The organism is Cohnella luojiensis (assembly GCF_004564235.1).
GTDB lineage: Bacteria > Bacillota > Bacilli > Paenibacillales > Paenibacillaceae > Cohnella > Cohnella luojiensis.
Genome location: NZ_SOMN01000029.1, coordinates 1 through 24,909, shown reverse-complemented (window position 1 = coordinate 24,909; position 24,909 = coordinate 1). Strand labels below are relative to the sequence as shown.

Annotated in this window: 22 protein-coding genes and 1 pseudogene; 13 read left to right on the top strand and 10 right to left on the bottom strand. The window is 48.9% G+C overall.

The features are described from left to right. Positions 1-16 precede the first annotated feature (16 nt). A complete protein-coding gene (locus E2980_RS17440) occupies positions 17-1,156 on the bottom strand; it encodes a winged helix-turn-helix domain-containing protein (RefSeq protein ID WP_167747165.1) in 1,140 nt (379 codons plus the stop codon). 390 nt (positions 1,157-1,546) lie between these two features. Then, positions 1,547-2,467 (bottom strand): stalk domain-containing protein, encoded by a 921-nt coding sequence (locus E2980_RS17435; RefSeq protein ID WP_167747164.1) that lies wholly within the window; start codon positions 2,465-2,467, stop codon positions 1,547-1,549. A gap of 258 nt (positions 2,468-2,725) precedes the next feature. Here E2980_RS17435 and E2980_RS17430 point away from each other — a divergent pair, with 258 nt between their 5' ends. Beyond that, positions 2,726-4,681, top strand: coding sequence for a WG repeat-containing protein (locus E2980_RS17430; protein ID WP_135153510.1), 1,956 nt, complete (start codon positions 2,726-2,728; stop codon positions 4,679-4,681). A 73-nt stretch (positions 4,682-4,754) separates the two neighbouring features. Here the strand turns inward: E2980_RS17430 and E2980_RS17425 are convergent, their stop codons facing one another. Beyond that, positions 4,755-6,095 carry an FAD-binding oxidoreductase gene (locus E2980_RS17425; RefSeq protein ID WP_135153557.1) on the bottom strand — a complete coding sequence of 447 codons (1,341 nt, stop codon included), beginning with the start codon at positions 6,093-6,095 and terminating at the stop codon, positions 4,755-4,757. Between the two features lie 239 nt (positions 6,096-6,334). On the opposite strand from E2980_RS17425, the gene E2980_RS17420 reads away from it, so the two are divergent. Then, entirely contained in the window at positions 6,335-6,970 is a 636-nt protein-coding gene (locus tag E2980_RS17420; RefSeq protein WP_135153556.1) for a 2OG-Fe(II) oxygenase, read from the top strand. A 454-nt stretch (positions 6,971-7,424) separates the two neighbouring features. Here the strand turns inward: E2980_RS17420 and E2980_RS17415 are convergent, their stop codons facing one another. Together E2980_RS17415 and E2980_RS17410 are read right to left on the bottom strand one after the other, a co-directional pair. Then, positions 7,425-8,372, bottom strand: a complete 948-nt coding sequence (locus E2980_RS17415) for a hypothetical protein (protein ID WP_135153509.1) — start codon at positions 8,370-8,372, stop codon at positions 7,425-7,427. 82 nt (positions 8,373-8,454) lie between these two features. Next, positions 8,455-10,527 (bottom strand): copper amine oxidase, encoded by a 2,073-nt coding sequence (locus E2980_RS17410; RefSeq protein ID WP_135153508.1) that lies wholly within the window; start codon positions 10,525-10,527, stop codon positions 8,455-8,457. A gap of 272 nt (positions 10,528-10,799) precedes the next feature. Here E2980_RS17410 and E2980_RS17405 point away from each other — a divergent pair, with 272 nt between their 5' ends. From E2980_RS17405 to E2980_RS17385, 5 genes are all read left to right on the top strand, one after another. Continuing rightward, positions 10,800-11,516, top strand: coding sequence for a response regulator transcription factor (locus E2980_RS17405; protein WP_135153507.1), 717 nt, complete (start codon positions 10,800-10,802; stop codon positions 11,514-11,516). Further along, the gene (locus E2980_RS17400) at positions 11,506-13,635 is read left to right on the top strand and encodes a sensor histidine kinase (RefSeq protein WP_135153506.1); all 2,130 of its coding nucleotides are present in this window, start codon (positions 11,506-11,508) and stop codon (positions 13,633-13,635) included. Before E2980_RS17405 ends, E2980_RS17400 begins: the two co-directional genes overlap by 11 nt. Positions 13,636-13,960: 325 nt before the next feature. Then, on the top strand, positions 13,961-14,428 hold the full coding sequence (locus tag E2980_RS17395) for a MarR family winged helix-turn-helix transcriptional regulator (protein WP_135153505.1): 468 nt from the start codon (positions 13,961-13,963) through the stop codon (positions 14,426-14,428). Further along, positions 14,425-14,745: a luciferase domain-containing protein gene (locus E2980_RS17390; protein ID WP_135153504.1), complete on the top strand. Its 321-nt coding sequence runs from the start codon at positions 14,425-14,427 to the stop codon at positions 14,743-14,745. The genes E2980_RS17395 and E2980_RS17390 overlap by 4 nt, the downstream gene beginning before the upstream one ends. Before the next feature lie 3 nt (positions 14,746-14,748). After that, entirely contained in the window at positions 14,749-15,117 is a 369-nt protein-coding gene (locus E2980_RS17385) for a VOC family protein (RefSeq protein WP_135153503.1), read from the top strand. 204 nt (positions 15,118-15,321) lie between these two features. Here E2980_RS17385 and E2980_RS24765 read toward each other — a convergent pair whose 3' ends face one another. From E2980_RS24765 to E2980_RS17375, 3 genes are all read right to left on the bottom strand, one after another. Then, positions 15,322-15,390, bottom strand: a complete 69-nt coding sequence (locus tag E2980_RS24765) for a putative holin-like toxin (RefSeq protein WP_240703079.1) — start codon at positions 15,388-15,390, stop codon at positions 15,322-15,324. Positions 15,391-15,592: 202 nt separating this feature from the next. Continuing rightward, entirely contained in the window at positions 15,593-16,282 is a 690-nt protein-coding gene (locus E2980_RS17380) for a response regulator (RefSeq protein WP_135153502.1), read from the bottom strand. Beyond that, a complete protein-coding gene (locus tag E2980_RS17375) occupies positions 16,279-17,868 on the bottom strand; it encodes an ATP-binding protein (protein ID WP_135153501.1) in 1,590 nt (529 codons plus the stop codon). Before E2980_RS17375 ends, E2980_RS17380 begins: the two co-directional genes overlap by 4 nt. 197 nt (positions 17,869-18,065) lie before the next feature. Between E2980_RS17375 and E2980_RS17370 the strand changes: the two genes are divergently transcribed. The 6 genes from E2980_RS17370 (at position 18,066) to E2980_RS17345 (ending at position 23,773) form a co-directional block, all read left to right on the top strand. After that, positions 18,066-19,049, top strand: a complete 984-nt coding sequence (locus E2980_RS17370; protein ID WP_135153555.1) for a Bug family tripartite tricarboxylate transporter substrate binding protein — start codon at positions 18,066-18,068, stop codon at positions 19,047-19,049. 93 nt (positions 19,050-19,142) lie between these two features. Further along, on the top strand, positions 19,143-19,607 hold the full coding sequence (locus E2980_RS17365; protein ID WP_135153500.1) for a tripartite tricarboxylate transporter TctB family protein: 465 nt from the start codon (positions 19,143-19,145) through the stop codon (positions 19,605-19,607). A 14-nt stretch (positions 19,608-19,621) separates the two neighbouring features. Continuing rightward, positions 19,622-21,148, top strand: a complete 1,527-nt coding sequence (locus E2980_RS17360) for a tripartite tricarboxylate transporter permease (protein WP_135153499.1) — start codon at positions 19,622-19,624, stop codon at positions 21,146-21,148. A gap of 68 nt (positions 21,149-21,216) precedes the next feature. Beyond that, the gene (locus E2980_RS17355; protein ID WP_135153554.1) at positions 21,217-22,593 is read left to right on the top strand and encodes an NAD-dependent malic enzyme; all 1,377 of its coding nucleotides are present in this window, start codon (positions 21,217-21,219) and stop codon (positions 22,591-22,593) included. After that, positions 22,593-23,516, top strand: coding sequence for an AEC family transporter (locus E2980_RS17350; RefSeq protein ID WP_135153498.1), 924 nt, complete (start codon positions 22,593-22,595; stop codon positions 23,514-23,516). The genes E2980_RS17355 and E2980_RS17350 overlap by 1 nt, the downstream gene beginning before the upstream one ends. An 11-nt stretch (positions 23,517-23,527) precedes the next feature. After that, positions 23,528-23,773: an HPr family phosphocarrier protein gene (locus tag E2980_RS17345; protein ID WP_135153497.1), complete on the top strand. Its 246-nt coding sequence runs from the start codon at positions 23,528-23,530 to the stop codon at positions 23,771-23,773. Positions 23,774-23,885: 112 nt separating this feature from the next. Here the strand turns inward: E2980_RS17345 and E2980_RS17340 are convergent. Together E2980_RS17340 and E2980_RS17335 are read right to left on the bottom strand one after the other, a co-directional pair. Further along, positions 23,886-24,663 (bottom strand): annotated as a pseudogene (locus E2980_RS17340) (NAD(P)-dependent alcohol dehydrogenase); the annotation flags it as partial. A 135-nt stretch (positions 24,664-24,798) separates the two neighbouring features. Continuing rightward, positions 24,799-24,909, bottom strand: coding sequence for a zinc ribbon domain-containing protein (locus E2980_RS17335; RefSeq protein ID WP_167747163.1), 111 nt, complete (start codon positions 24,907-24,909; stop codon positions 24,799-24,801).

Genomic DNA, 24,909 nt, shown 5'->3' with positions numbered 1-24,909 from the left:
GATTGTCAGAAGATTATCAGAGGTGGCGTCCTAATACATGTTCCGTTTTAACCAGTAGATCTTTAAAATGGTATTCCGCTGCCATTAGATTCCATTGCAGTTGATATTTTAGGCGATAAGTCTCGTCGCGTACGTTAGTTCCGAAATACATGAGGGTTGTCTTCAAGCTGCCGAGCAGGTGGGGGATAAAATGTGTCTGTCGTATCGTTTCAATTCCTTCATCAAGCACTTTTCTTGCAGATCGAATCGCCCCTTGTTGGTAAAGGTAGAACGCTTTGGATACAAGGAACGCCCCTCTCTCGCGCTGCATTGGATGGCGGATAAGAAGCGCTTCGCATTCTTGCAGCTTTAATTCAGCCGCATCCATATGGCCTTCCTGAAGCTCCAAATGCATCTCTTTTAACAAATAGATCGCAGTGAAGCTGGGGGAATTCAAATCGGTGATGGCGTGCCTCATCGCTTCTAACTGTTCGCGTGCCTTCTTCAACATTCCCGATTCAATATAGAGAAAGATAACATTTATTTGCAGGTCGTATTGCCAATCTTGAGTCAGCATGTCGCTTTTGGCAATCAGGCGTTCGAAATAATACAATGATGCTTTATAGTCAAACTGGATGTTCGCATGAATAAAAACCGCATAAGCAGCCTTCTGCCACAGGCTGATGCTGTCCGTCGTGATCAACCAGTCAAAGTCGCCGCGAACAAAATGAATATAGACATCGTAAAAGGGGTCGCCGGGCAAGCGAAGTATGTCACGGTTTGCCGATAGCAGCTGCATCGCCTGGCCCATACCTAGCCCATGATACTTGGACATCATTCGGTTAACATTAGCCGCGAATTCTTCATCTTGCAAGAGTGGGCTTGCTTCCTGTTTCGGAGCAATACGCGTTAGCTTGTAGCCTTGTCCGCGAATGGTCTCCACGCTTAGCAGATGAGACCATTTTGACAGTTTTTTGCGAATACGGTAGATGTGATCGTCTACGGTTCGGTCGCCGGGTGTCTCAAGGCGCCAGACGGAATCTAGTAATTGTTCCCGCGAAAAGGACCGCCCAGCATGCTCGTAGAGAAAACGGAGCAGAACAAACTCCTTAGGCAACAGTTGGATGCTTTCTCCCGCATGAACGGCCCGATAGGTATCCGGTTCGAAATGGATCATTAGACTCCTCCTGCCCGAATGTAGTTTGGCGAAACTAGTCAACTGCATGAAGAGTTCTTGAAGAACATTCTACAGCTGGAGCGATTGGATTAGTTACAGCAACAACCCCGTCGCTACTGGAGATTCAGAATAACAGAGATACATATATTGGTACATCGCATTAAGGGTTACACCCTGTAGCGATGTATTTTTTTGCTCCGGGGTCAAAGTTCTTAAAGTACGGGTCGGGCCGAACTAATGCTCGTATGCCCGTGAATACAAAGAAATGCCGGTACAGGCCACCATAGCGGCGACTGCCCCCAGCCCCATCTGAACGGAGTCTACAAAGATAGATATAAACAATGAAAGCCAACGTAAAATCAACAAAAACCGAACGTACGTTTAATGGGCTTATCCGGATATCTGTTCCATATGTGCCTTTAGCAAGTCTATAGTTTTGTTGTAGTTTTCTTCTGTGATATCTTTACCGAGCTCTATGCTTAATTCAATCCACAAAGCATTCTCCTGCAACTGTTGTTTACCCCACTGCGCATAATCGAGGGCATTGTAATGATGTGAGTTAGAAAGAAACGGACCGGCGCCTTGATTCAGTAAATACGCCACAACCTCGAATTGACCGAGACTGGCGGCTTCTTGCAGTAAGGTCCTTTGCCAATTGTTAAAGGTTAGCGACGCGTACTCATTTTTCATATAGTCGACCGGAAACCCCTTCTCAATGAGCAGCTTGACCATATCCAAACTTTGGACGCTAAAGAGGTAAGGCATCGTTCCGTCGACACCGAGCGGTAGCGCCGCAGACCTCCAGTTGGTCAGATGCTGACGTACGTACTCCACATCATTCCCGATAATTGCGGAGTTTAAAGCTTTTTGCAGCGGGGACAGAACCCAGTAAATGTGATCTCTATCCCAATGGAGCTCTCCACCACTCATTGTCACAGTGAAACGCAATGGCAAGTATATGGTGCCTTTTTCTATGAGTGGAGGAGCGTTAAGCTTGTATACTTTGCCGTCAACCGTTGCCGTCAAGTCATTCAGCTTCATCGTAATGCGATGAAAGTCGCCGGATAGCGTCCACTCACTATTCTTTTTCACCCATGTCAGCTTCATCTTTAATTGTGAAGTAACTGTACGTAGAGGAATCATATTTTCCATGCGGTTTTTATATTTGAGTTGCTTATAGGGAGTTGGCTGGCCGTCAATATACAAGTCCGCTGGTGTAGTTGCCCTCGCAGCTGAAATTATTCCCCCGAAAAAGCCACTGGAAAGAAGCAGTAAAATCATCGGAAGAATGACAGCAATTCGTACTTTCATAAATTGAGCCCCCACATAAGGTCGATGTAATGATATTACCATAATATAAGCGATTTGGAGTTCTTTGACGATGAGTAATCAGAAGATAGAGATCGGAAGAATTAGAAACAACACTCGAACCATCCCTAAATCACCGTTTACAATATTGTTGATTTATGTATAAACTAATGCTTAATTGTGGAAAAAGCTTGAATTCTATTAAGCTGCAGAAGGTTCTTAATTATCCTACTGATAACAACAAAGGAGTTACACCACGTTATGCGTATTTTTCGTAGTTTTGTCCTGTTGCTTGTAGTCGTTCTTGTTACTCCATTTTACGCGTCGCAATTCGTTGAAGCAGAAGAAGTCGTGTTCGCGGATCCGGGTCTTGAGCAAGCCGTTCGGCAGCAACTTGGGCTTACGGGCAGTATTTCGCAATCCGACTTGGATCAGTTGTTTTCTTTGGAGTTAAAAGAAGGAAACGTTAAGTCGTTGATTGGATTAGAGCATGCGCATAATTTATATTTTTTCACGTCCAATAACAATCCGATAGAAGATATCAGTCCACTCACTAATTTGCGCGATCTAAGCATAGTTACGATAAACAACGGAAACGTGTCCGATTTATCGCCCCTTGCTTCTAAAGCTGATTTAGGCTTTGTGACTATGAAAAATAATCGCATTCAAGATATTCGTCCGCTATCAGGACTACCGAAATTATCTTATCTCGATCTATCGGGAAATCAAATTTCGGATATCTCCTCATTGTCTGGTCAATCCTTAATGGAGCTGTATTTGGCAAAAAACCCAATTAACTTTAAGGAAAATAACAATAAGAACACATTAATTTCCTTAAGACAAAATGGCGTCAAAATAGATATCGAAATAGAGGACACGACTACGGAGAAGCCTCCGACTTCGCTGGAAGCAGTGGTAGAGGCCGATTTTCCTTTTGATTATGCCGGAGATTTCAGCGAAGAAGGATTGGCGATGGTTGCAGTAGGCGGCGAATGGCGATTGACGATAGCTTATTTGCTGTATGGCGCCAAATGGGGATTTATTGATCGTGCGGGCCGCTATGTGGTCGAACCGAAATATGACTGGGTGCAGGGATTTGCTGATGGGATGGCGGCAGTGGAAAATGGAGAAAAGTTTGGTTTTGTGGATACAAGCGGACGGGAAGTCGTTGTTCCTCAATATGAGAGTTTTTCTCCATTCAAAGAAGGCATGGCAACAGTAAAGAGAAACGGAAAGTGGGGGGCTATCAATCGAACCGGAAAAGAAGTGGTCAAACCGCAATATGATCAAATTGAGGGTTTTCAAGACGGCTTGGCGAAGGTACTAAAGGGTAGAAAATGGGGATTGATCAATACGGCCGGCAAAGTGCTCGCACCCCTGCAATATGACCAGATTGACGGCTTCAACGAAGGCATGGCGGCTGTAGTTAAAAACGGCAAGCGCGGGTTTATCGATCGGACAGGCAAGGAGGTCGTCAAGGCGCAGTATGACACGGAAGCGGGTACATATACTGAGTTTGCGTATTTCAACGAAGGGCTTGCCGTTGTCAAAAAAGGCGGGCGTGTGATATTTATCAATCGTGCGGGAAAGGAAGTATTGAGAACCTCCTATACCGAAGCTTTGGATTTCAGAGACGGTCTGGCATTGGTTTTCAAAGGCGGCTCAGCCGGGTTTATTGATCCCAAGGGCAAGGAGATCGTTAAACCGCAATATAATTATGCATTCTCCTTCCGTGAAGGGCTGGCTCGTGTCAGTAAGAATGGCAAATGGGGATATATCGACAAGAAGGGCAAGATCGTAATCAAGATTCAATATACGGGCGCTAATGATTTTTATAATGGCATGGCAGCAGTTGAGAAGAATGGAAAGCAAGGGTTTGTGGATAAAAGCGGTAAAGAATGGGTTAAGCCGGCGTATGATTATGTTTGGTATTTTTTCGACGGCATAGCACTAGTGAAATCCGGTTCAAAATACGGCTATGTCGATAGAAAAGGCAAGGTGATTGTCAAGCTGAAATACGATCACGCTCTGGAATTTCATGAAGGGTTTGCGGTGGTGTCTCTAAATGAGAAATACGGACTGATTGACAAAACTGGGAAGGAAGTCGTCAGTCTTGATTATGATTATATTATGGATATTAAAAATGGCATGGCCGTTGTTGAGAAAGACAGGAAATACGGTTATATCCGCATTCCTCTCGACAAGTCGGCATCCTAGGCGACAAGCAATGCATCTCGGATCTTCAGACTCCTTCGTTGGCTACATGTAGACAACGAAGGAGTCTTTATCTTTATGCCGGAGGAATACTCTGAGGATTGTTAAACACATTTTCAGGGTCATATTTAGCTTTTACTCTCCGTAATCTTGGGAAGTTCGCTCCATAGTATACCGGCCCGGAATTTTTGATCCCTTGGTCCGGAACGTTGATATAGGACCCTACGATAAAGGGCTGTAACTTCCGGCGCGTATTGCGAACGAGGGCGATATTTTTAGCGGCTTCGGATTTCTTGACCCATGAGCTGTTCCACTCTACGTAAAATTTCGCCTTGCGCCAGAAGAATGCAGTTGCTTTAGGCGATACGCGGCTTACGGCTCCGCCCCAGTTGAGGAAAAAGAATCCCGCCGGAGTATTCCCCTCTGCTTTCTCTAAAAATTCGCGCATGGACTTAATGGCCGCATTCGGGAACGGACGCCTGCCGAAACCGGAAGAGAACTGGTTACTGAACTTTTGAGTAAGCACCGGATCGGGAGGCAATAAGAAGTTCACTGTTTGCGTGTAGGGTAACAACTTAATGAGTTTCTTGGGCGTTCCGACGCTCGTAACGGGCTTTAATAGGCGGACGGCCTCCGTTTTCGATCCGAGGAACAGCCCTGTCATCGTTACATTGCCACCCTTTTTCGGACCGATATTTAATTCGCTGCCTAGTCTGGTATCGACGGAAGGCGCCCATCGTTGCCAGGCTTTGAGTACCTCTTCGAATTGATCCCATGGCCAAGTGATGCGATATACGGTCGCCTTCTCCGGAGCGCGAATCGTTTTGAATTTGTACTGGGTATACACGCCGAAGTTACCGCCGCCGCCCCCGCGGGAAGCCCAATAGAGATCGGAGTTACACTTCTTGTTGGCCCGAATCACTCTTCCCTTCGCGTCAACCATCTTGAGTTCGAGAAGATTATCGCTGATGAGGCCAATCGTCCGTTGCAGCGGCCCGATTCCCCCACCGAGCGTGATTCCGCCGATCCCAACGGAAGGGCTGTCGCCGAAGCCGGCAATGAATCCTTGCCGCGCGAGCGTTTTCGCGATTCTTCCCACTCTATTCCCCGTTCCCACGACTACCGTTCCGTTTTTCTTATCCAGCTTGATTGTCTTCAAGTCGCTTACATCGATGACAATGCCCCCGTTGACCTGCGACAGGTTGACTTCCAGGGAATGCCTTCCGCTTCTTGCGCGAATAGGGACTTTGTTCTCGCGGGCCCATTTGATGGCGTTTGCGACGTCTCGTGTTCTCTGAGCGAAGACAAACACTTTGGGGAATTTGTTGGTATGGGGATCCCAGTTCTTACGTGCCGTGTCATACCCCGGGTCACCTTTGAAGATAACTCGCCCGGTAAGCTGCGTTTTTGTTTTCAGTAATCCCAACTCCCTTTAGGCAAAATTTCACACTGTAATCCGACAAAAGGAACCCTATATCGTATGAAGGACATCTGACTAGGGAGTGGGCCAGTTTAGAATATTACGGATATAAATTTATTGGCCGAGAGTGCATAAAAATGAAATTGTGGAAGGACTTTCCTACTGCGCAAGGAACTATCTTAATGAGCGAACATAATGTTCATTCGATTACTTCTCAAATAATGGGGGATGGAACGATGAACGTTAAGGAACAGACGATTATTCATTTAACCGGAAACAGAATGAAAACAACGGATCAAGAGATTCATATTGTCGGCAAAATAGATGAGCCGCTTATCTTGATATTGGAAAACGTATTAAGCAACTTAGAATGCGATGCATTAGTTGATCTGGCTAAAAATAGAATGGAGCGAGCTAAAATTGGCAAATCTCACGCCATAAGCGATATTAGAACAAGCAGCAGCATGTTCTTTGACGAAGGCGAAAATGAATTGATTCAAAGAATTGAAACCAGAGGTTCAGAACTGTTGAATATACCGGTATCTCATGCCGAGCCGCTGCAAATTTTACATTATAAATCCGGTGAACAGTATCAGCCTCATTATGACTATTTTACATCCGGAAATGTGGTCAACAATCGCATTTGCTCACTGGTGATGTATTTAAATGACGTGGATGAAGGCGGCGAAACGTATTTCCCTTCTCTTCATCTTTCGGTAACGCCTAAAAAAGGCAGTGCCGTCTATTTCGAATATTTTTATAACGATTATCACTTAAATGAACTAACGTTGCATGGGGGAAACCCTGTTGCGGTCGGGGAGAAATGGGTAGCAACACAGTGGATGAGAAGACAAAGCCATCGCCAAATTTAACGGGCGAATTTCACCCGAGCGGTATTTTTGAAACCCATACTTCAGTTGGAGCGATTGGATTTCGTATGAGGGGAATGCGGTGGCAACAGGCGAGGAATAAGAACGGAAAAGCGCATAGCAGTGTGAGAGGTTGAATACAGAGCACTGGGGAGAGATTCCGTTGCTCTGTATTTTTTATATGCCGAAGTCAACATGGATCAACTGCTCATTCCGCGATCTAAGCATTGGCTTCAGAAGATGTACTGGTCGTTGCCACAAACGGGTGCAAGCCTCTTGAAAATGTCGACATCTCACTTCCGGACAAAGTGCGATTAGAAAGCTTTATTCCTCATCACGAGCTGCTGCCCTATGTGGATGTGATGAATACGAATGCAGGGTATGGAGTTTCAATCGTCTGACGCCATTCAAAGCACCGCGGAAGAGCTGGTTCGGCTTGCTGCATTTAGCTAACGAACTAAGGAACATGTATGACGAAAGGAACGACGAATACCTTTCCTTTCCTCTGGAATTGCCCCCAGACTTTATAAATCCCACTCTCGGGGAAGGTGACGCCAAAAACCGCGAGCGGACCGGAAGAAGCCCAATTAAAAGGATGGACGTGAATATACTGCTTCAATTGAGAATCGACGATGATGGTATGTCCGACTGAACCCAGATAGTACTCAAGATCGTCGATAGGCTTTCCCGTCTTCTCGTCCCGGAAGGCGAAGGTCATTCCCGTTTGCATCTTGGCCATGAGATGACCGAATCGGAGTTCAACTTGAACGCCAGATACGGTTGCGGTTAATGAATCGCTCGCTTCTAACGGTGCATTAAGCAACGCGGCGCCGGATACTTTAACCGATTCGGCTCGCGTCAGCTCGCTTAGTCCGCTCGGAACGAAATCCGCAAACATTTCATAATCCCCTCCCACAGTGAAAGAGACCGCTATCTCGAACCGGCCATTTCCTTTGTAGTCGGGATGAATATGCTGAAATTGCTTCAAGTCCTTGCTGATGACAACCAAATGCAGCAGCTTTTCGTTGTTCCAATCGAATTTTTCAACGGCTTTTCCAGAAGAGTCGGTAATGTTGAGCGCCAGTCGGCGGGTCTTCCCTGGTGTTGGTTTTCCTTCAGGCCAAGACCATATCACCTTTATACCTTTCTCGGCAACCGTCTCGGTTTGCGCGCTCGCATGATTATGTCCTTTGGACATAGCCATAGGATCCAGGAAGGGGTCCTCCATATCTTTGTCTACGGCTGGCATAAAAGCCATGTCCTTCATACCGCCCGATATGATATGTTCCGCCTGTCCGACAATGCCGCTATCCGATTTATCCGAATTGATCAATCCTGTGGCAAAGATAGCGACAGCCCCAACGATAAGTACGAATGCTGCCATCTGCGGCCATTTGATTTTCATATGAGGTGCTCCTCCTTAAAAGGTTGACGGAAATGGGAAAAGCCGGGTTCTTCCACATCGGAAGGAACCCGGCCATTTTACCTTAATAAGCGGAATTCGCCGGCTTCGGCAAATCAAGCGTAGGCGTCCGATCCAGGAAGTTAAACGGTTTTAACAGCATGGATACCCATTCCGTCGACATCATAGGCCATTCTTCGGAGCGAGGAACATGTGTCGTACCGGTCGTTACCCATACAACGTCATCTTCGTTATAGATATTACGATCTTGCTGAGCCCATGAACCCAGTCCGGTATCCTTAGGATTTTGGTTGATGTATTTGCCTTCAGGGTAGATTTCGTTTTCTTTGTAAGGTGTAATCCAGATATGTTTCTTCAGGTATCCTGCCCGCTGCATAAGATAGTCGTCATCCGTAAACAACGGATCCTGGGCGAATGGATGCGTACCGCCCGAATTCGCGATAATTTGGTAGCCGGATAAGTATCCCATTTTGTTTTTAACCGCTGGATTCGTCACGAGAAGAATCTTGGACGGATCAAATTTCTGCGCAGCTTCAAGCTCGGTATGATACGTTTTCTCTTCCAAGATCATTTCGCTTTTACGATAAGCATTATCTGTGGTCGGAACTGCTTTCGGCGCGATTTCTAGGGCGGTGTTCTTCTGCCCGTCTACATCCATGTCAAGGCGGAAGCTGTAAAGATGCTGGTGATACACGGCTACAATATTTTTGGCGACCAAGGTGCCGTTGCGGATTTCCGCATTATTGGGATCGATGTATTGATCCTGAAAGCTGTTCACTTTGTCCGTTATTGCGCTCTTGTTCGCTTCATAGCCGGAAGCGCCGACATCGATTTTAATATTGCCGTTCTGCTGAAATACGTAATCGAAAGTATAGTCGTAATTGCCTACCGTTGAGATGAACCGCACCACGAGTTCATAACGTGCGCGCGCCCCAATGGTACCGTCGTATTCCTTGTGAGTCCAATCCGAATCCGCATACCGTTCGAATACACCAATAACCTTGGGTAAGGTGTAAGGTTTGCCTTGAAAATCACTTAAGGTTGCATCGATAAACGAGGTGTTATCCGGCACGTCTGCTCCGACGAGCAAAGGACGTCCCAATCTGCCCATCCCGTATTCTCCAGCATCCATATAAGTCTTAAAGTACCAGTTCAGACCAGGGTCTCCATACGGCACGGTCATGCCGCCAAGTCCGCCGCTGTACATGACTTTTCGATCTGCTCCATGATCGTTGAACGTGGCTGCGGAGATGATTGGCCCCCTCCGCGGATCAAGACGTACGTGGAATTTCCATCCTTGCCAGCTGATTTGCTGTCCTTCGATATGGTAGTTGGCGCCTTTGGGCTGTGTAATGACAATCGGCTTGGCCGGTTCGCGCTTGCTCTTCTTATCGCCTTTTTTGTAGCCTTCGTCAAACAAGGGTATGGGAACGATTCCGTCGTCTTCTACTTTTAGCACTTTTTTCTCGTCGATGTCGACTGTAACGATGAGATTGTTAACCAGAAGCTCAATACTGCTGCCGTCACCCAAGATAACGGTCTCGAATTTGTTTATTCTCTTGGTCGGATCCGTATCGTTAGGGCCGTAATAACCGGCGGGTAATCCGTAGATAAGCACATTTGACAAGTCCGTAATCCCACGTTTTTTCAGGGCGGCGAGATACTCCGGATTTTTCTTCACCACCTCCGAAGCAATTTCGGACGCTTCTTGATCATTATAGTAATAGCCGCCAGTCGTGTTTTCTTTCCACTCTACAATTTTCTTCTTATCCAGATCCACGACACCCTCGAACACTTTGCGTTTCTGAGTGATGACGAAGGAAGCCTGCCGCGGAAGCTTATTAGCCGCATTTTTCTTGAAAACGGCGGAGCCTGTTACCCATTTCCATACTTTGCTTTTGTCAGGCTCCTTCAAATTGATTTCGCTGAATCTCATATCTGATGCGTAATTGGGGCTGTGCTTAAGCAAATACGTGACGGAATTGATTTCCTTGGACGTAAGCGGGTTTAGCGGATCATAAGGCGCTTTCGGAGCCACAACGGTCGCCGCCGAGGTATTCGAGAAGACTCCAGGTACGGAGGTTGCTAGAATCAACCCCACAAGCACTATCCCTACCAATCTCTTTTTCTTTTTCATCTGTCAGTCTCCCTCTCATCGAAAATATCATCTCTTTTAAGTCATATTTCCTGACATAAGATACCCGATTTCCGTTGGGTTCCTTGTATAAATTAATCTTATAGGTCGAAAGTAAGCTGACAAACAGGGTTAAGGGAAAATTAAAGATAAATAAAGGTAATGCCAAAGTAAAGTTCACCTATTGGAGTTAGAATATCTGACATAGATATTGAATAACGCTAAGAATAAAATTATAGTGGCTATATACTTGTTACAGCGAGAGGTGAGGCACTATGCCCAAAGAATTGATTTTGCTCGTGGATGACGAGGAGGATATCGGAGAAATACTAGACCTTTATTTAACAGCTGAGGGATACCAATTCATACATACGATGACTGGGGCCGAAACATTGCAAATCGTCAAACAATCAACTCCGCACTTGATCGTGCTCGATGTGTTTTTGCCGGACATAGACGGACACGAATTGTGTAAGCAATTGCGTCAGATGACGAACGCTCCTATTTTGTTCCTGAGTTGCAAGGATTCCGAGTTGGATCGCATCATCGGACTTAGCGTAGGCGGAGACGATTATATTGGCAAACCCTTCAGGCCCAATGAACTGGTAGCTAGAATAAAGGCGAACTTGCGTAGATCGACGATCTATCAAAATCATGCCGATGTGCATCTCCCCACGAACCGGATCTCATCCAAATCGCTGCAAGTTCATCTCCTGTCCCATGACGTGTTCGTTCATGGAAGCCTCATTGAACTTTCGACTAAAGAATATCATTTGCTTGTCTATTTCATGAATCATCCGAAGCAAGTACTGGCCGCAGAGCATTTGTTACGGACGATTTGGGGCTACAATATCGGGCTAGATACTAAAACCTTACAGGTGCATATTGGAAGCTTACGGAGAAAAATCGAGGAGAACCCGTCCAATCCGAAGCTAATCGTTACGCTGCGGGGAGTCGGGTACAAATTTTGCGAGGAAGCGGATGCGGTTTAAACTCCGTCGCAATCGAACACTCGCCGCCCAAATTTTGCTATTTATGCTGCTTGGTTCCTTACTGCCGTTAATCATTCTTGGCGTGCTTAACGGGCAAACAGCACGAGCCCACTTCAATCTCTATTCCGAGTCTCAACTCGGATTGACGGAAGCCCAGTATATCGAGCTTTATGAAACCTATTTGAAAGAACAAGTTAACGTGATCAATGCGGAATTACAGAAGATCGAGAATGCGGTAGAGGACATTCGGGCAGTATCCGAAGCCGTGTTCTCCGAATCGGATAAGGACTCGGTCGCTCCAGTACAGTTAAATGAAATCAAGAATGGCTTGTATCTTCGTTTTGTTCCACTAGAGGGCCAAAGCTTTCAACAATTATATAGCGTTCGAGACTCGGAACATATTAAGAAGGATTTATCCAAATCGATGAGCTTAGATCCGATATTCGCTTCGGAAATAAAAAGGAACCCTAATATTCTGGCTATCTATTACATTCATCCCGAAGGAGCTTTTAATTACTTTTCCTCAACGATGAAGGTGATTGACAACAGAGACAATATTGACTGGGGAAACCTTTCTGTAGGAAATTTGCCTTACTATCAAGATGCTTTAACCATCAAGCCCAATGAAAACAAAGTTGTCTGGTCCAAGCCCTATGAAGACGTGGCCTCCAACGACATTTACATGTTTACCGCCTCAGCTCCCATATACGACCAAGAAGGACAACTAAGAGGAGTTGTCGCTGCTGACGTATCGATAACGGATTTCGTACAGAACATCTTGAATGTGCAATTCAACGATGAATATGCCTACGCCTTTCTGCTTGGCAAGGACCACCGATTGATTACCATTCAAAACCGTGGCCAAACGGATTTTGCTCGTTTGAGCTTAAACTTATCCACTTCATGGGACGGAATTGATGGGTATACGGAGCTTAAGGCGAATGGCCAAACCAAAATGCTGTTCACCAAAACCGTACCCTCTACCGGTTGGATGCTGGCGTATGTAATACCGAAGGAACATCTGTTATCTGCCGTCACCAAGTCCAGTCGGGAATTGACCAATCAAACGAATCAGCATCTCATCAAACAAAATTTACTCATTACCCTGGCAGCGGTTGTCATCTGTATCTTGTTATCCATTTTTCTATGGAGAAAGATTTCCCGGCCGATCCAGTCTTTGAAGAATGCTTTTATCGACGTCGGTAATGGCAATTTCAGCGTTTCTACAAATGGCAGCCCATTTCACGAATTCGATCATCTATCAAAAACGTTTAACCGGATGTCAGAAAGAATCGGTGAGCTGATGGGCGCTCAAATCCAATTAAACGAAGAATTAGAGGGTAAGGTAACAGAACGCACGCTGGCTTTATCCGATCTCAACGAGGAACTGCAGCTGCGGATTGAAGAATTGATTCGTATCGAGGGTTGGCGAAAGAAATGGATATCTCACATTTCGCATGATCTTAAAACGCCTTCAACTGTAGCGCAAGGATATATCGATGCCATTCTGGACGGAAAGATCCCCGCGGATCAGAGCGAACGTTACTTGGTGAAAATTGAGCAGAGAATTCAGACGATCACGGCATTGGTTAAGGACCTGAACGATCTAAGTCTTCTTGAGACGGGACAAATTAATCCGATTCTTATACCCATTGACGCGGATGATTTCTTTGAAGCTCTTATGTACAAATGGTCCGACCCTTTGACTTGGCGCGATACGATTCTGGTGAGAGAGCCGGGACAAAGCCGTGCCACCATACAGGCGGACGAGCACTTGGTGGGGCGGGTTGTGGATAATTTGGTCAGTAATGCGATGAAGTACTCCCCCAGTCAATCCCGTGTCGTATGGTCGATTCGGGAATCCAATGGCTTTGTCTACCTCGTCATTAAAGATGAAGGAATCGGAATTCCGGAGGAAGCCATCCCTTATATTTTCGATTCATTCTATCGGGTGGACTCTTCACGCAACAGCCGGATTCCAGGCAGCGGACTTGGACTAACCATTGCGCGCGAAATCATGCTCCTCCACGGCGGAACGATTGAAGCCTTCAACAATCCAGACGCAGGCTGTACGTTTATCGCGGGGTTTCCATTCAACAACGTACAAACAAGAAGTTGAAGAAAGTAGATGGAAGCACCTCAGCATTCTTCACTGCCGTCGAGTGTTATAAGGAATATAAGTCTTAAGGAGGTGATGACATCACCGCAGGATTCTCTGGATGCAACGGAATTGGAAACGTGGATCACCACGATTCAAAAAGGAAATACAAGGCAAATGATTGCGATAGTCGGCAAAATAGACGAACGTTGAGTCAACAGTTTATAAGCTGAGGCAAGACAGACAACAAGTCGGTTGATTTTTACAAAATAATAGTTGCAATAACATCTTATTTGACATATCCTAATATTAGTTGCAATAGCATTCTAATTAAGAGGAGAGTAAAATGAGCGAACATTGGAGGCTCACTGACAAGGGCGTAACGGATTCTCACGGTCAATACATCTCAGCCATCTATCGCCATATGCAGATATTGATTTCAGCCGAGCTGGCACCCTACCAAATCGGAAGCGGCCAGTATATTTTTCTGATGGCGATAGCATTTCAGCAGCCAATCACGCAGAAGGCGCTGAGCGAGAAGCTGCTCATTGACAAGACGACGACCGCCAAGGCGATTGCCAAGCTGGAAGCTGAAGGATACGTGCGGAGGGAAGCCGATCCCGCCGACAACCGCTACCAGCTGCTCTATTTGACAGAATCGGGACGCGAGGTGGTGCCGAAAGTGCAGGAGGCGCTGGGTCGCGTCAAGAGCAAAACCCGGAAGGGCATTACCGACGAGGAGTATGACTTGTTGTTAGGCCTGCTGAAGATCGTGCTTCGCAATCTGAGCAAGCAGGAGGAGATGCTGGAATGAGCGGGACCGGAGGAACTGGCCTGACCGAAGAGCTGCTGTCTTGGACTGGCGTGACTATCCATCCTCATCGGTTTGGAGGGGTAGAATATCAGTTGAACGGAAAGGAAATCGGGCATCTTCATGGCGACAGACTGTTTGACCTGCTCTTGCCGAAATCCGAGCGAGATCGATGGATTGAAGATGTGAAGGCGAGGCCGCATCATATGTACCCCGATTCGGGCTGGGTGTCGGTGTATTTGAATACCGAACAAGATGTCGCTCATGCGATTGAAATCGCACGCTCTAAGTATGATCAAATGAACTTAAGGAGGATGTAAAGGATGATAGCCATTCCTTTTATCGTTGTGGAGAACTGCAAAGACGAAATCAAGTATTATCAAAGCGTTTTTGGCGGCGAGATTGCGATTCTGCGCAAGCAAGGGGAAGAGGTGCTTAATGCGGACCTGCATGTGGGGGAAGCAATCCTAAAGTTTGCCGATACTCAAGCGGCGAAGCCTGTGCTGAAAGGCGACTACGTAAGAGTCTTTCTGAAAATCGAGATGGAGAAAGAGTTTCAAAGGATCTACAGTGAATTTGCAGCCAACGGGACGATTAATACGGCGGTGTACGAAGCTCCATTTAATGGACTGTTGGCCATCGTTACCGACCGGAACGGCGTGTGCTGGGTGTTGTCCTATTATCGAACCTAATGCCGAGAAATCGCCATCAGAGTGCTGGAGCGATTGGATGAGGCTTTAAGCAATTGTTTTATCTGCAACGTATATGTTAGAATGGCTATAGAAAGACCGAGTGCAGCAAACACTCGGCCTATACAATTGGCTTGGATGGGATGTCCCTTCAAGTTAATGAATGGCACAAAACCCACCTTTGGCAGCTAACCTTGGGGTGGGTTTTTACTTTCTCTTGTAGTTATTAGCAATGTAAGTTAAAAGAGCAATGACAAAAGTTGAAAATCCGATCATGATGAGGATTGCATCCTTTATTTCCATGGCTTCACCTCCTTTCGAAGGGAAACCATGCCCACCCAAGGTATTCAATTGTACAAGCTAATCTTACATCTTCTCACAAATGCGATCAAGCGTTCCTATATCATAAAGCTTCCGGCGCAAAGGTTTTCTGGTAAGTGAGTTGGCACAAACGACCATGTGAAAGTAAAGTTTTCAGTTACTTCGCCCGATACACCCGTTCGGGCCTCCCGACGGATCCGTATGATAAATCGGCGGTCACCTTCCCCGTACTGACCAGGTATTCGAGGTAACGTCTGGAGGTGGACCGGCTCATGCCCAATTGGGAGCATACTTGCTCCGCGGTGAAGGAGCGGTTCATTCCCATCACGTAACCTGTCACTTTCTCCAGCGTGAGCTGATCGATGCCCTTGGGATAAGCGGAACGCAACTTGTCATTGTCGTTCAACCGGAGCAGTTCGTCGATTTCTTGCTGGTCAACGGTTGCCCGTGAGCCTTCTTGCTCAAGCAGGGTGATTTTCTCCCGGAAGCTTTTATACTTCTCCAAGGTTTCCTGCAGCCGCTCGAAAATGACAGGCTTGAGAATATAATCGAATATGCCGCCATGGATCGCTTCCCTCACCGTGTGCAGCTCTTTGGCCGCCGTGACCATAATGACATCGGTTTGCTTGTGGCTTACCTTGATATGCCTCAGCAAATCGAGCCCGCTCACGTCGGGCATGTATAAATCGAGCAGCACCAGATCGGGCGTCAAGATTTCCAGAAGCTCCCTCGCCTGCCGGCCGTCGGTCGCGATTCCCGCCGCTTCGAAGCCTTCGACTTTCCCCACGAAACGCCTGTTGATTTCCGCATTCCGTACATCGTCTTCCACGATCAATACCTGAATCATTCCGCGTCTCTCCTTGTCTTCGGCAAGGCAACGGAAAAGCGGGTACCGCCGGCTTGCCCGGAATGGAACTCGATCGATCCGCCCAGCTGGTCCACAGCCTGTTTGACCAAGGCCAAGCCGAATCCGCGCTTTTGCTCGTTTTTCGTGGAGAAGCCTTCCCTGAAAATATGCTCGGACCATTCCGCCCGAATGCCGGGTCCATTATCTTCTACTTCCATGATCAAGTCCCGCCCCAAATCGGTGAGCAGGACGGTGACAAGCTTCTCGCCGTCCTTCTCCATGACCGCCTCCATCGCGTTGTCAAGCAAATTCCCCAGAATCGTCACCAGCGAGTTGCGGTCGATCCATGGCGGCACGTCGCTGAACGTGCTGCCCTCATCGATGTTCAGGCGTATTTTCAGCTCTCGCGCCCGGTTGATTTTGCCGAGCAGTAGTCCGCCGACGATCGGATCGGGGATTTCCTTCAGAATAACCTTAAGCAAATCGATCTGCGTATCGGATTCACGGGTGATGAACTCGATGGCCTCCTGGTAAGATTCGAGTTGAATCAATCCGGAAATCGTATGCAGCTTATTGGAAAATTCGTGGGTCTGGGCACGCAAGCCGTCGGCATACTGTCTCATCTGGCTAAGCTGCTGCGTGATCAAGTACAGCTCGGATTTGTTACGGAAACTCGACACGGCGCCGATCACGTTGCCATGAGGGCCCTTGACCGGGAGGCGGTTCACCACGACCTCATGGCCGCCGACGATCGCTTCGCTGTCGTATTCCGCTTCGCCGGTCCGGATGACTTCCGGCAGGGTGGAGTAGGGAAGGATGTCGAGCACGTGCCTACCCAGGATTTTGGATTTGTCATCCGTTCCCAGCAGGCCTAGAGCATTCTGGTTCACAAGGGTAATAACCCCTTTGCCGTTCACCGCAATGATGCCTTCATGAATGGATTCCAGAACGGCCTGTTTCTCCTGATACAATCGGCCGATATCTTCAGGCTCCAGCCCGAAGATGGAGCGTTTCACCTTGTTCGCGATAAAGACAGCCCCGGCGGCGCTGAGCAGAAGGGCGGCAAAGGCGATCGCGATGACGATATTGCGGAAACGGATCGCTTCTTTGTTGATGTCCTCGAAGAGGAAACCGACGGAGACAACGCCGATGATTTCGCCGTTATCGCCATAGATCGGGGTTTTCCCCCGGAGCGACAAGCCGAGGGTGCCGGTGGCTTCCGAGATGATCGATTTTCCTTCAAAGACGGGTCCGTTGTCGCCCCCGACCATCGTTTGTCCGATTCTCGACGGATTGGGGTGGGCATACCTGATTTCGTCGCGATTGCCGACCACGATAAACTCGGCGTCAGTCTGCTTGCGGATCTCCTCGACCAACGGCTGGATAGTTTGGGACGGGTCGGGATCGCCGAAGGCTTTCCTCAGCTCCGGAATCGAAGCGACGGTTTTCGCCAGATTAAGCGCTTTCGATCCGACTTGGTTCTTGTAGGTCGAAGTCCACATTTGCTGAAAAGTGAGGGACATCGTAACGATCAGAGTGAAGGTGAGCGTGCACATCAAGAGAATCAGCTTCGTTTGCAGTCGCATGCTCGATCACATCGCTTCATGAATTTTATGAACAAAATGAACGCAATGACGTTAAATCAACTAATGCGCACAAACTATTCAGCAGTCTTGGGACTATGATACCATCGAATTGTGTAAGCGCTGTCAATCAATTTGGAACTATAGGTAATATATCATAAGGGGGAACGATCGTGGCATTTAAAAATTGGAAGTTGAAAATGGGACTATTGACGATCGCGGCGTCGGTTACCTTGACGGCTTGCGGCGACGCGGGCGGCAAATCGGGAGACTACCCTTCAAAAGCGATCGTAGTCGTCGCGCCTTCCGGAGCGGGCGGAGGCTGGGATAAAACGGCGCGTTCTTTAACCAAGGTCCTCTCCGAGGCGAAACTGGTCGATCAGACGATGACCGTAGAGAACAAGCCTGGCGGAGGCGGGGCCGTATTCTTGGCGGAATACGTCGCGCAGGATAAGAAGAATCCGTATAAGCTGTTCGTGAGCTCTCCTCCGATCCTGATCAACAACCTTAAGAAGGAAGGAAACAGTCCTTACGGTTATAAGGATACGACTCCGCTTGCGCAATTGACCAAGGACTATGGAGCCATCGTCGTAAAGGCGGACTCCAAATATGCGGACATCAACGCCGTGATGAACGATCTGAAAGCGGATCCAACGAAAGTGACGGTTGCAGGCGGATCATCTCCCGGTTCGATGGACCATTTGATCTCCGTCTTGCCGGCATACAAATTCGGCGTTGATCCGAAGTCGGTGAAGTACGTCTCGTATGACGGCGGCGGGGAAGCCATCGCGGCGCTTCTCGGCAACAATGCGGATGTCATCGGAACGGACATCTCCAGTGCGGCCGAGTATCTCAAAGCCGGTAAAGTGAGAGTGCTGGCGGTCACTTCCGCGGAAAGATTGTCCGGCGATTTCAAAGACGTGCCGACGCTCAAAGAGTCGGGGATCGACGCGGAATTCACCATTTGGCGCGGCGTGTTCGGACCTAAAGAAATATCGGACGACGAGAAAGCTTATTGGGAGAAAACGTTAAAGTCGTTGAATGATTCGGAGGAATGGAAGAAAGAGCTCCAAGCCAACGCGTGGGAACCGGAATTCAGAGCATCCGCCGACTTTACCAAGTTCCTCGAAGATCAAGAAGTGCTGATCAAGGATATGCTGACCGCACTGGGCATGGCGAAATAAAGCAAGCCGTCAAACAATCGCATTGACGAAGGCGGGCGCCAAGTACCCCCTTCGTCATTTTTTCCAATCAGAATGAGCAATGGGGTGAGGAAAGTGAACAAAGCGTATGACCGCTATGCGAGTGCCGTGTTTCTGCTCATCGGCGTTTCATTCGTATGGGAAAGCCGGAAAATCAGCGAGAGCTCCTACGGCAGCAACGTGGGCCCTGATATCTTTCCGATGGGGCTGGGCATCATTATGATCCTCCTCAGCATCCGGTTGTTCTATGAAGTGATGAAAACGAAAACTTCCGCTTCCGAAGAGAAATCCAATCCGGATTACAAGCGGTTTCTGCTAATATTGGTCGCGTCCCTGATTTATGCCTATTTTCTGGAAGACATCGGTTACGTAATCGGCACTTTCTTGTTCCTGTTGTTCTCGTTTCAAGTCATCGAAAGAGGAAAGTGGCTCGTATCGTTGATCGTATCCGCCGTTTTCTCTTACGGAGTTTACTATTTGTTCGTTAAAATTCTGGAGGGAAGCCTGCCCGGTTTTCCATCCTGGATGAATCTGGGCTAGAAGGAGGCCATTGTATGAGTGTTTTGAACTTCTTGGCGGACGGCTTCTCATCGGCGCTGCAGTGGCACAACCTTCTGTTCGCTTTCATCGGCGTTCTGATCGGTACCGCCGTGGGCGTATTGCCGGGGATCGGCCCGATGAGCGGGGTAGCGCTTCTTATCCCCGTGACGGCCACGATGACCGGGGGCCAGGATCCCGCAAGCGCGGCGACGAGCGCCATCATCCTGCTCGCAGGCGTGTATTACGGCGCCATGTACGGCGGATCGACAACATCGATTTTGCTGAATACACCCGGTGAATCCTCTTCGGTCGTGACCACGCTGGACGGTTACCAGATGGCCAGACAAGGAAGAGCGGGGGCGGCCTTGTCCATTTCCGCCATCGGTTCCTTCGCGGCCGGCATCTTTTCTTTGCTGGCTCTGGTGCTGCTGGCCGAACCGTTGTCGAATCTTGCGATCAAGTTCGGGCCCGCGGAGTATTTCTCCCTGATGCTGCTCGGGCTGGCGGCGGTCAGCGGCCTTGCCGGCAAATCCATGACCAAGGCGCTGATCATGACGGTCATGGGGTTGCTGCTTGCCACGATCGGCATGGACAACGTATCCGGCGTGGCCCGGTTTACCTATGATTTTCCTATTCTTTACGGAGGCTTGGAGTTTCTAACCATCGCCGTCGGCTTGTTCGCGCTTGGCGAGGTGTTCAAGACGATCATTAACCGGGAGTACCAGGCGGGCGAGATCGCCAAGGTCGGGCGCGTTCTGCCCACCCGGCAGGACCTGAAAGCCAGCGCAGGCCCGATCGCACGCGGCTCGGTTCTCGGTTTCTTCATCGGCGTGCTTCCCGGCGCGGGGGCTACCCTTGCTTCTTTTTTCAGTTACATCATTGAGAAGAAGATTAGCAAGAATCCTGCCAAGTTCGGAAAAGGAGCCATCGAAGGCGTAGCGGCACCTGAATCGGCCAACAACGCGGCTTCAGGCGGCGCGATGGTTCCCTTGCTCACATTGGGCATTCCGGGTTCGGGCACCACGGCCATCCTAATGGGTGCGCTAATTATGTACAATGTCCAACCGGGTCCGCTGCTTTTTGCCGACCATCCCGAGGTGGCCTGGGGACTCATCGCCAGCATGTTCATCGGCAACCTGATGCTTCTGATCCTCAATATGCCGCTTGTCAAAGTGTTTGCCAAAATCATCGAGACGCCGCCGAGATACTTGCTGCCCATCATCATCGCGATATCCGTATTCGGCGTCTATGCGGTTCAGTATACGACATTCGATCTGCTGCTCCTGATCGGTTGCGGCATTGCGGGTTATTTCCTAACGAAGAACGATTATCCGCTGGCTCCCCTTGTGCTGGGACTCGTGCTGGGCCCGATGATTGAGAACAACATGCGGCGCGCGTTGACCGGCTCGAACGGGGATTTCTCCGTGTTTCTCGCCAAGCCCTTGTCGGCCGCGTTCCTGCTAGTTGCGGTGCTCTGGCTCGTTGTTCCGTTATTGCTCAAGATGCGCGGCAAGAAGGTCCTCGTCAATGAGGAAGCGTAAGCGTTGAACATCATCTATGCGGAAGGGGAAGATACGAAGTGGCAACAAGTTCGAACATCATTATCCGGATGGAGATTCAGAAATCGAAAATCACGTTCGGTGAAGTAGCCGTGGCAATCGGAGAGTCGGGCGGGGATATCGTAGCAACCGACGTGATCCATTCCGCCAAGGATTCCGCGATCCGAGACATTACGGTTCACATCCCCGACGACAGCAACTCCAGGCTTCTGGACCGTCTCTCCAGCCTGGACGGCTTGAAGGTCATCAACGTATCGGACAGGACCTTCCTTGTCCATCTGGGCGGGAAAATCGAGATTCAAGCCCGAATGCCGGTCAAAAACCGGGAGGATTTGTCCCATGTCTATACGCCTGGCGTAGCCAAGGTGTGTAAGGCGATCCATCAGGATGAGAACAAAGCGTTCTCACTCACGATCAAGCGCAACACAGTGGCCATCATCAGCGACGGCACCGCGGTCCTAGGCTTGGGGGATATCGGTCCATTCGCCGCGATGCCGGTTATGGAAGGGAAGGCGATGCTGTTCAAACAGCTGGCCGGCGTGGATGCTTTTCCGATTTGCTTGCAGACCAAGGATACAGAAGAAATCATTCGCACCGTCAAAAACATGTCTCCCGGGTTCGGAGGCATCAATCTGGAGGATATCAGTTCTCCCCGCTGCTTCGAAATCGAGGAACGGCTGAAGCGCGAGCTCGACATTCCCGTGTTTCACGACGATCAGCATGGCACAGCCGTTGTCATGCTCGCGGGTCTTCTGAATGCGCTGAAGATCGTCGGCAAAAGGATGGAGGACATCAAGGTTGTCGTCGTCGGCATAGGCGCGGCCGGAGTGGCCTGTTCGAAAATGATGCTGGCTGCGGGCGTTTCGAATTTGATTGCCGTCGACCGGCAGGGGGCGATTGCCGCAGGCGAGGAATATGCCAATCCGATGTGGCAGTGGCTCGCGGACCACTCCAATCCGTATCGCTCCAAAGGGTCCTTGTCCGAAGTGCTTGAGGATGCGGATGTATTCGTCGGCTTGTCTGGCCCGGGCGTGCTCAAAGTTGAAGATTTGAAGAAAATGGCCCGGGACCCGATCGTCTTCGCGATGGCGAATCCGGAGCCGGAGATCGAACCTGAAGCCGCGGAACCGTATGTGCGCGTAATGGCGACAGGCCGGAGCGATTATCCGAATCAAATCAACAATGTGCTGTGTTTCCCCGGTATTTTTCGCGGCGCTTTGGAATGCCGCGCCCGTACGATCAACGAAAGAATGAAGCTGGCCGCCGCGGAGGCGATCGCCTCCACGGTCGGAGCCGAAGAGCTGAATGAGCAGTATATCATCCCCAGCGTCTTTCATGAAGAGGTCGTTGTTAAGGTCAGGGCGGCGGTTATTCAGGCCGCGATCGAAACCGGAGTGGCCAGAAGAATCCCTCGGGATTTCCGGTAATGGACGTTTTGTTTCTGATCCTGCTTCAGGTGATTTTTCCCGTATTCGCCATGCTCGCGGCGGGCGCGGTGCTTCACCGGAAGTATCGGTTTGACATGAAGACTCTCTCCAGGCTCACTACTTCCGTTTTTATGCCCGCCCTGGCGTTCGTCAATATCTACGAAAGCCAGATTGCAGGGGATTTGCTTGCGGATTTGATCCTATTTTTACTCGTTCAGAATTTAGGTCTGATGGTTGTCGGCAACATTGCCGCCCGAGTGGCGGGACTGGACCGCAAGGTGGCTTCAACCTTCAAGAACAGCGTGGTGCTGAACAATTCCGGCAACTACGGCTTGCCGGTCAGCCAGCTCGTATTTGCCGGCAATCCGGCGGGTATGTCGATCCAGGTGATCGTGACGATTTTTCAGAACCTGGTTACGCATACCTACGGGCTGTTCAACTCGATTTCCGTTCAAGCGAAGGGTGTAAAGACCTTTGTCGAAATGGTTAAAATGCCCATCTTGTACGCGTTGCTGGCAGGGGTGGCGCTGAAGGGATTGGGCGTCGCGATACCGGGCTTTATTTGGAAGCCGGTCGAGAACGTGGCAAACGCTTTTTTGGCTGTCGCCTTGTTTACATTGGGGGCTCAGGTGGCTTATTTGAAAATCCGGCGGCCTTCCTTGCTGCTTACGCTGACCGTGATTGGCCGATTGCTCGTTTCACCGTCACTGGCCTTGCTCATCATCACGATCATGGGTCTGGAGGGCGTTACCGCGCAGGCACTGTTCATCGCCAGCTCCTATCCATGTTCCAGAAACACGGCATTGTTTGCTCTGGAATACGACAACGATCCTGATTATGCGGCGGAGGCTGTACTGCTAACCACCCTATTAAGCGCCATAACGGTGACCGTTGTCGTCTATCTTTCTAAAATCTTCTGGTAGGAGGAGCTTGTATGAGCGGAATCGCGACCACAGCCATTATCGAAATCAACCGGACAGCCAACCGGTATGAATCCAGCATCGTTCTGCACGCCGACAACAAATACATCGACGTCAAAAGCATTCTCGGCTTGACCTTAACCCTGATACGGGATGACGTTTACCGTCTTGATGTTCATGGACCCGACGAAACGGAAGCGAGAAAGGGCATGAAGGAGATATTTGAGAAGCACGATCTCGCGGTACGGTTTGAAGTTTGAACTAGATAAACACTGCTTAAACATTCTTGTGATTGTTCATACAAACAAAGGCCGGTAGACTCACTCTTTCGAGCAGCTACCGGCTTATTTAGCGGTCATGCGCAACGTTTTGTTAAATATTGTTATTATGCCTCAAAGTAATAACCACATTTCCTTTTTTGTGACCTTGATCGACATAGCGGTGCGCCTCTATCATTTGCTCCAGCGGATAGCAGCGATCAATAACCGGTTTCAGCCGGCCCGTCTCCGTAAGCTCTTTGAGAAAAATCAGATCTTCTTTGTGTAGGACTGCTGTCCCGCCGATGACGGCGTTGAGATAATATCCGTTGTTCTTCAGCGATCTTCTACATTGTGATCGCGTAGTCTTGCCTACCGTATCAAAAATAAATATCGTAGGTCTCGCCGTTTTTCGTAAAATCCTCTTGCGTGTAGTCAATGACCTTGTCGGCTCCCAGAGTTTTCACCATTTCAACATTCGCAGTACTGCATACCCCAGTCACTTCCGCCCCAATGTACTTGGCAAGCTGTACCGCAAAAGTGCCTACACTACCCGAAGCGCCATGGATGAGGACCTTTTTTCCAGGATGGATGTTGCCTCTTCTGAGGAAAAACAGAGCGGTATTTGCTCCAATAGAAAGAGCAGCGGCTTCCTCATAGGTCATATTATTCGGTTTTGTTACCACTGCCCCATCCTCGGGCAGACATTTATACTCGGCGTGGGCACCAATTTTCGCCTTGAACGTCGATGCAAAAACCTGGTCGCCTGCCTTGAACTGTGTTACATCTTTGCCGACTGCTTCAACTTCACCGGCTAGTTCCATTCCGAATATCGGATTTCTTGGTTTTCTGAACCCTAAAGCGATTCGAGCGGGGAGCCAGAACATTGGGGGGACTTTGACACTCCACACGGCTAAAGCCGTGGGATTCTTAGCTAGTTGGTACGTCCGCAGTCTGTTTCCAGTTTGGACAACTGCTAAGTTTGGGGCTGTGCCATCAGCCAATCCTAAGACAGTGCGTATAGCATCTTAGGCTGACAGATTGTTACCATCTGCCATAGGTTGTCGCATGATATTGATTGCGCCAACCCGATCACGGTGTGCGTGAAACCCGCATGAACACCTATACGTTCGGTCCAT

Coding starts and splice junctions, on each gene's coding strand:
- E2980_RS17440 (WP_167747165.1), bottom strand. CDS start 1,156: ATGATCCATTTCGAACCGGATACCTATCGGGCCGTTCATGCGGGAGAA.
- E2980_RS17375 (WP_135153501.1), bottom strand. CDS start 17,868: ATGCGACTGCAAACGAAGCTGATTCTCTTGATGTGCACGCTCACCTTC.
- E2980_RS17430 (WP_135153510.1), top strand. CDS start 2,726: ATGCGTATTTTTCGTAGTTTTGTCCTGTTGCTTGTAGTCGTTCTTGTT.
- E2980_RS17405 (WP_135153507.1), top strand. CDS start 10,800: ATGCCCAAAGAATTGATTTTGCTCGTGGATGACGAGGAGGATATCGGA.
- E2980_RS17345 (WP_135153497.1), top strand. CDS start 23,528: ATGAGCGGAATCGCGACCACAGCCATTATCGAAATCAACCGGACAGCC.
- E2980_RS17350 (WP_135153498.1), top strand. CDS start 22,593: ATGGACGTTTTGTTTCTGATCCTGCTTCAGGTGATTTTTCCCGTATTC.
- E2980_RS17370 (WP_135153555.1), top strand. CDS start 18,066: ATGGGACTATTGACGATCGCGGCGTCGGTTACCTTGACGGCTTGCGGC.
- E2980_RS17355 (WP_135153554.1), top strand. CDS start 21,217: ATGGAGATTCAGAAATCGAAAATCACGTTCGGTGAAGTAGCCGTGGCA.
- E2980_RS17410 (WP_135153508.1), bottom strand. CDS start 10,527: ATGAAAAAGAAAAAGAGATTGGTAGGGATAGTGCTTGTGGGGTTGATT.
- E2980_RS17395 (WP_135153505.1), top strand. CDS start 13,961: ATGAGCGAACATTGGAGGCTCACTGACAAGGGCGTAACGGATTCTCAC.
- E2980_RS17390 (WP_135153504.1), top strand. CDS start 14,425: ATGAGCGGGACCGGAGGAACTGGCCTGACCGAAGAGCTGCTGTCTTGG.
- E2980_RS17435 (WP_167747164.1), bottom strand. CDS start 2,467: ATGAAAGTACGAATTGCTGTCATTCTTCCGATGATTTTACTGCTTCTT.
- E2980_RS17360 (WP_135153499.1), top strand. CDS start 19,622: ATGAGTGTTTTGAACTTCTTGGCGGACGGCTTCTCATCGGCGCTGCAG.
- E2980_RS17400 (WP_135153506.1), top strand. CDS start 11,506: ATGCGGTTTAAACTCCGTCGCAATCGAACACTCGCCGCCCAAATTTTG.
- E2980_RS17380 (WP_135153502.1), bottom strand. CDS start 16,282: ATGATTCAGGTATTGATCGTGGAAGACGATGTACGGAATGCGGAAATC.
- E2980_RS17415 (WP_135153509.1), bottom strand. CDS start 8,372: ATGAAAATCAAATGGCCGCAGATGGCAGCATTCGTACTTATCGTTGGG.
- E2980_RS17385 (WP_135153503.1), top strand. CDS start 14,749: ATGATAGCCATTCCTTTTATCGTTGTGGAGAACTGCAAAGACGAAATC.
- E2980_RS17335 (WP_167747163.1), bottom strand. CDS start 24,909: ATGGACCGAACGTATAGGTGTTCATGCGGGTTTCACGCACACCGTGAT.
- E2980_RS17420 (WP_135153556.1), top strand. CDS start 6,335: ATGAACGTTAAGGAACAGACGATTATTCATTTAACCGGAAACAGAATG.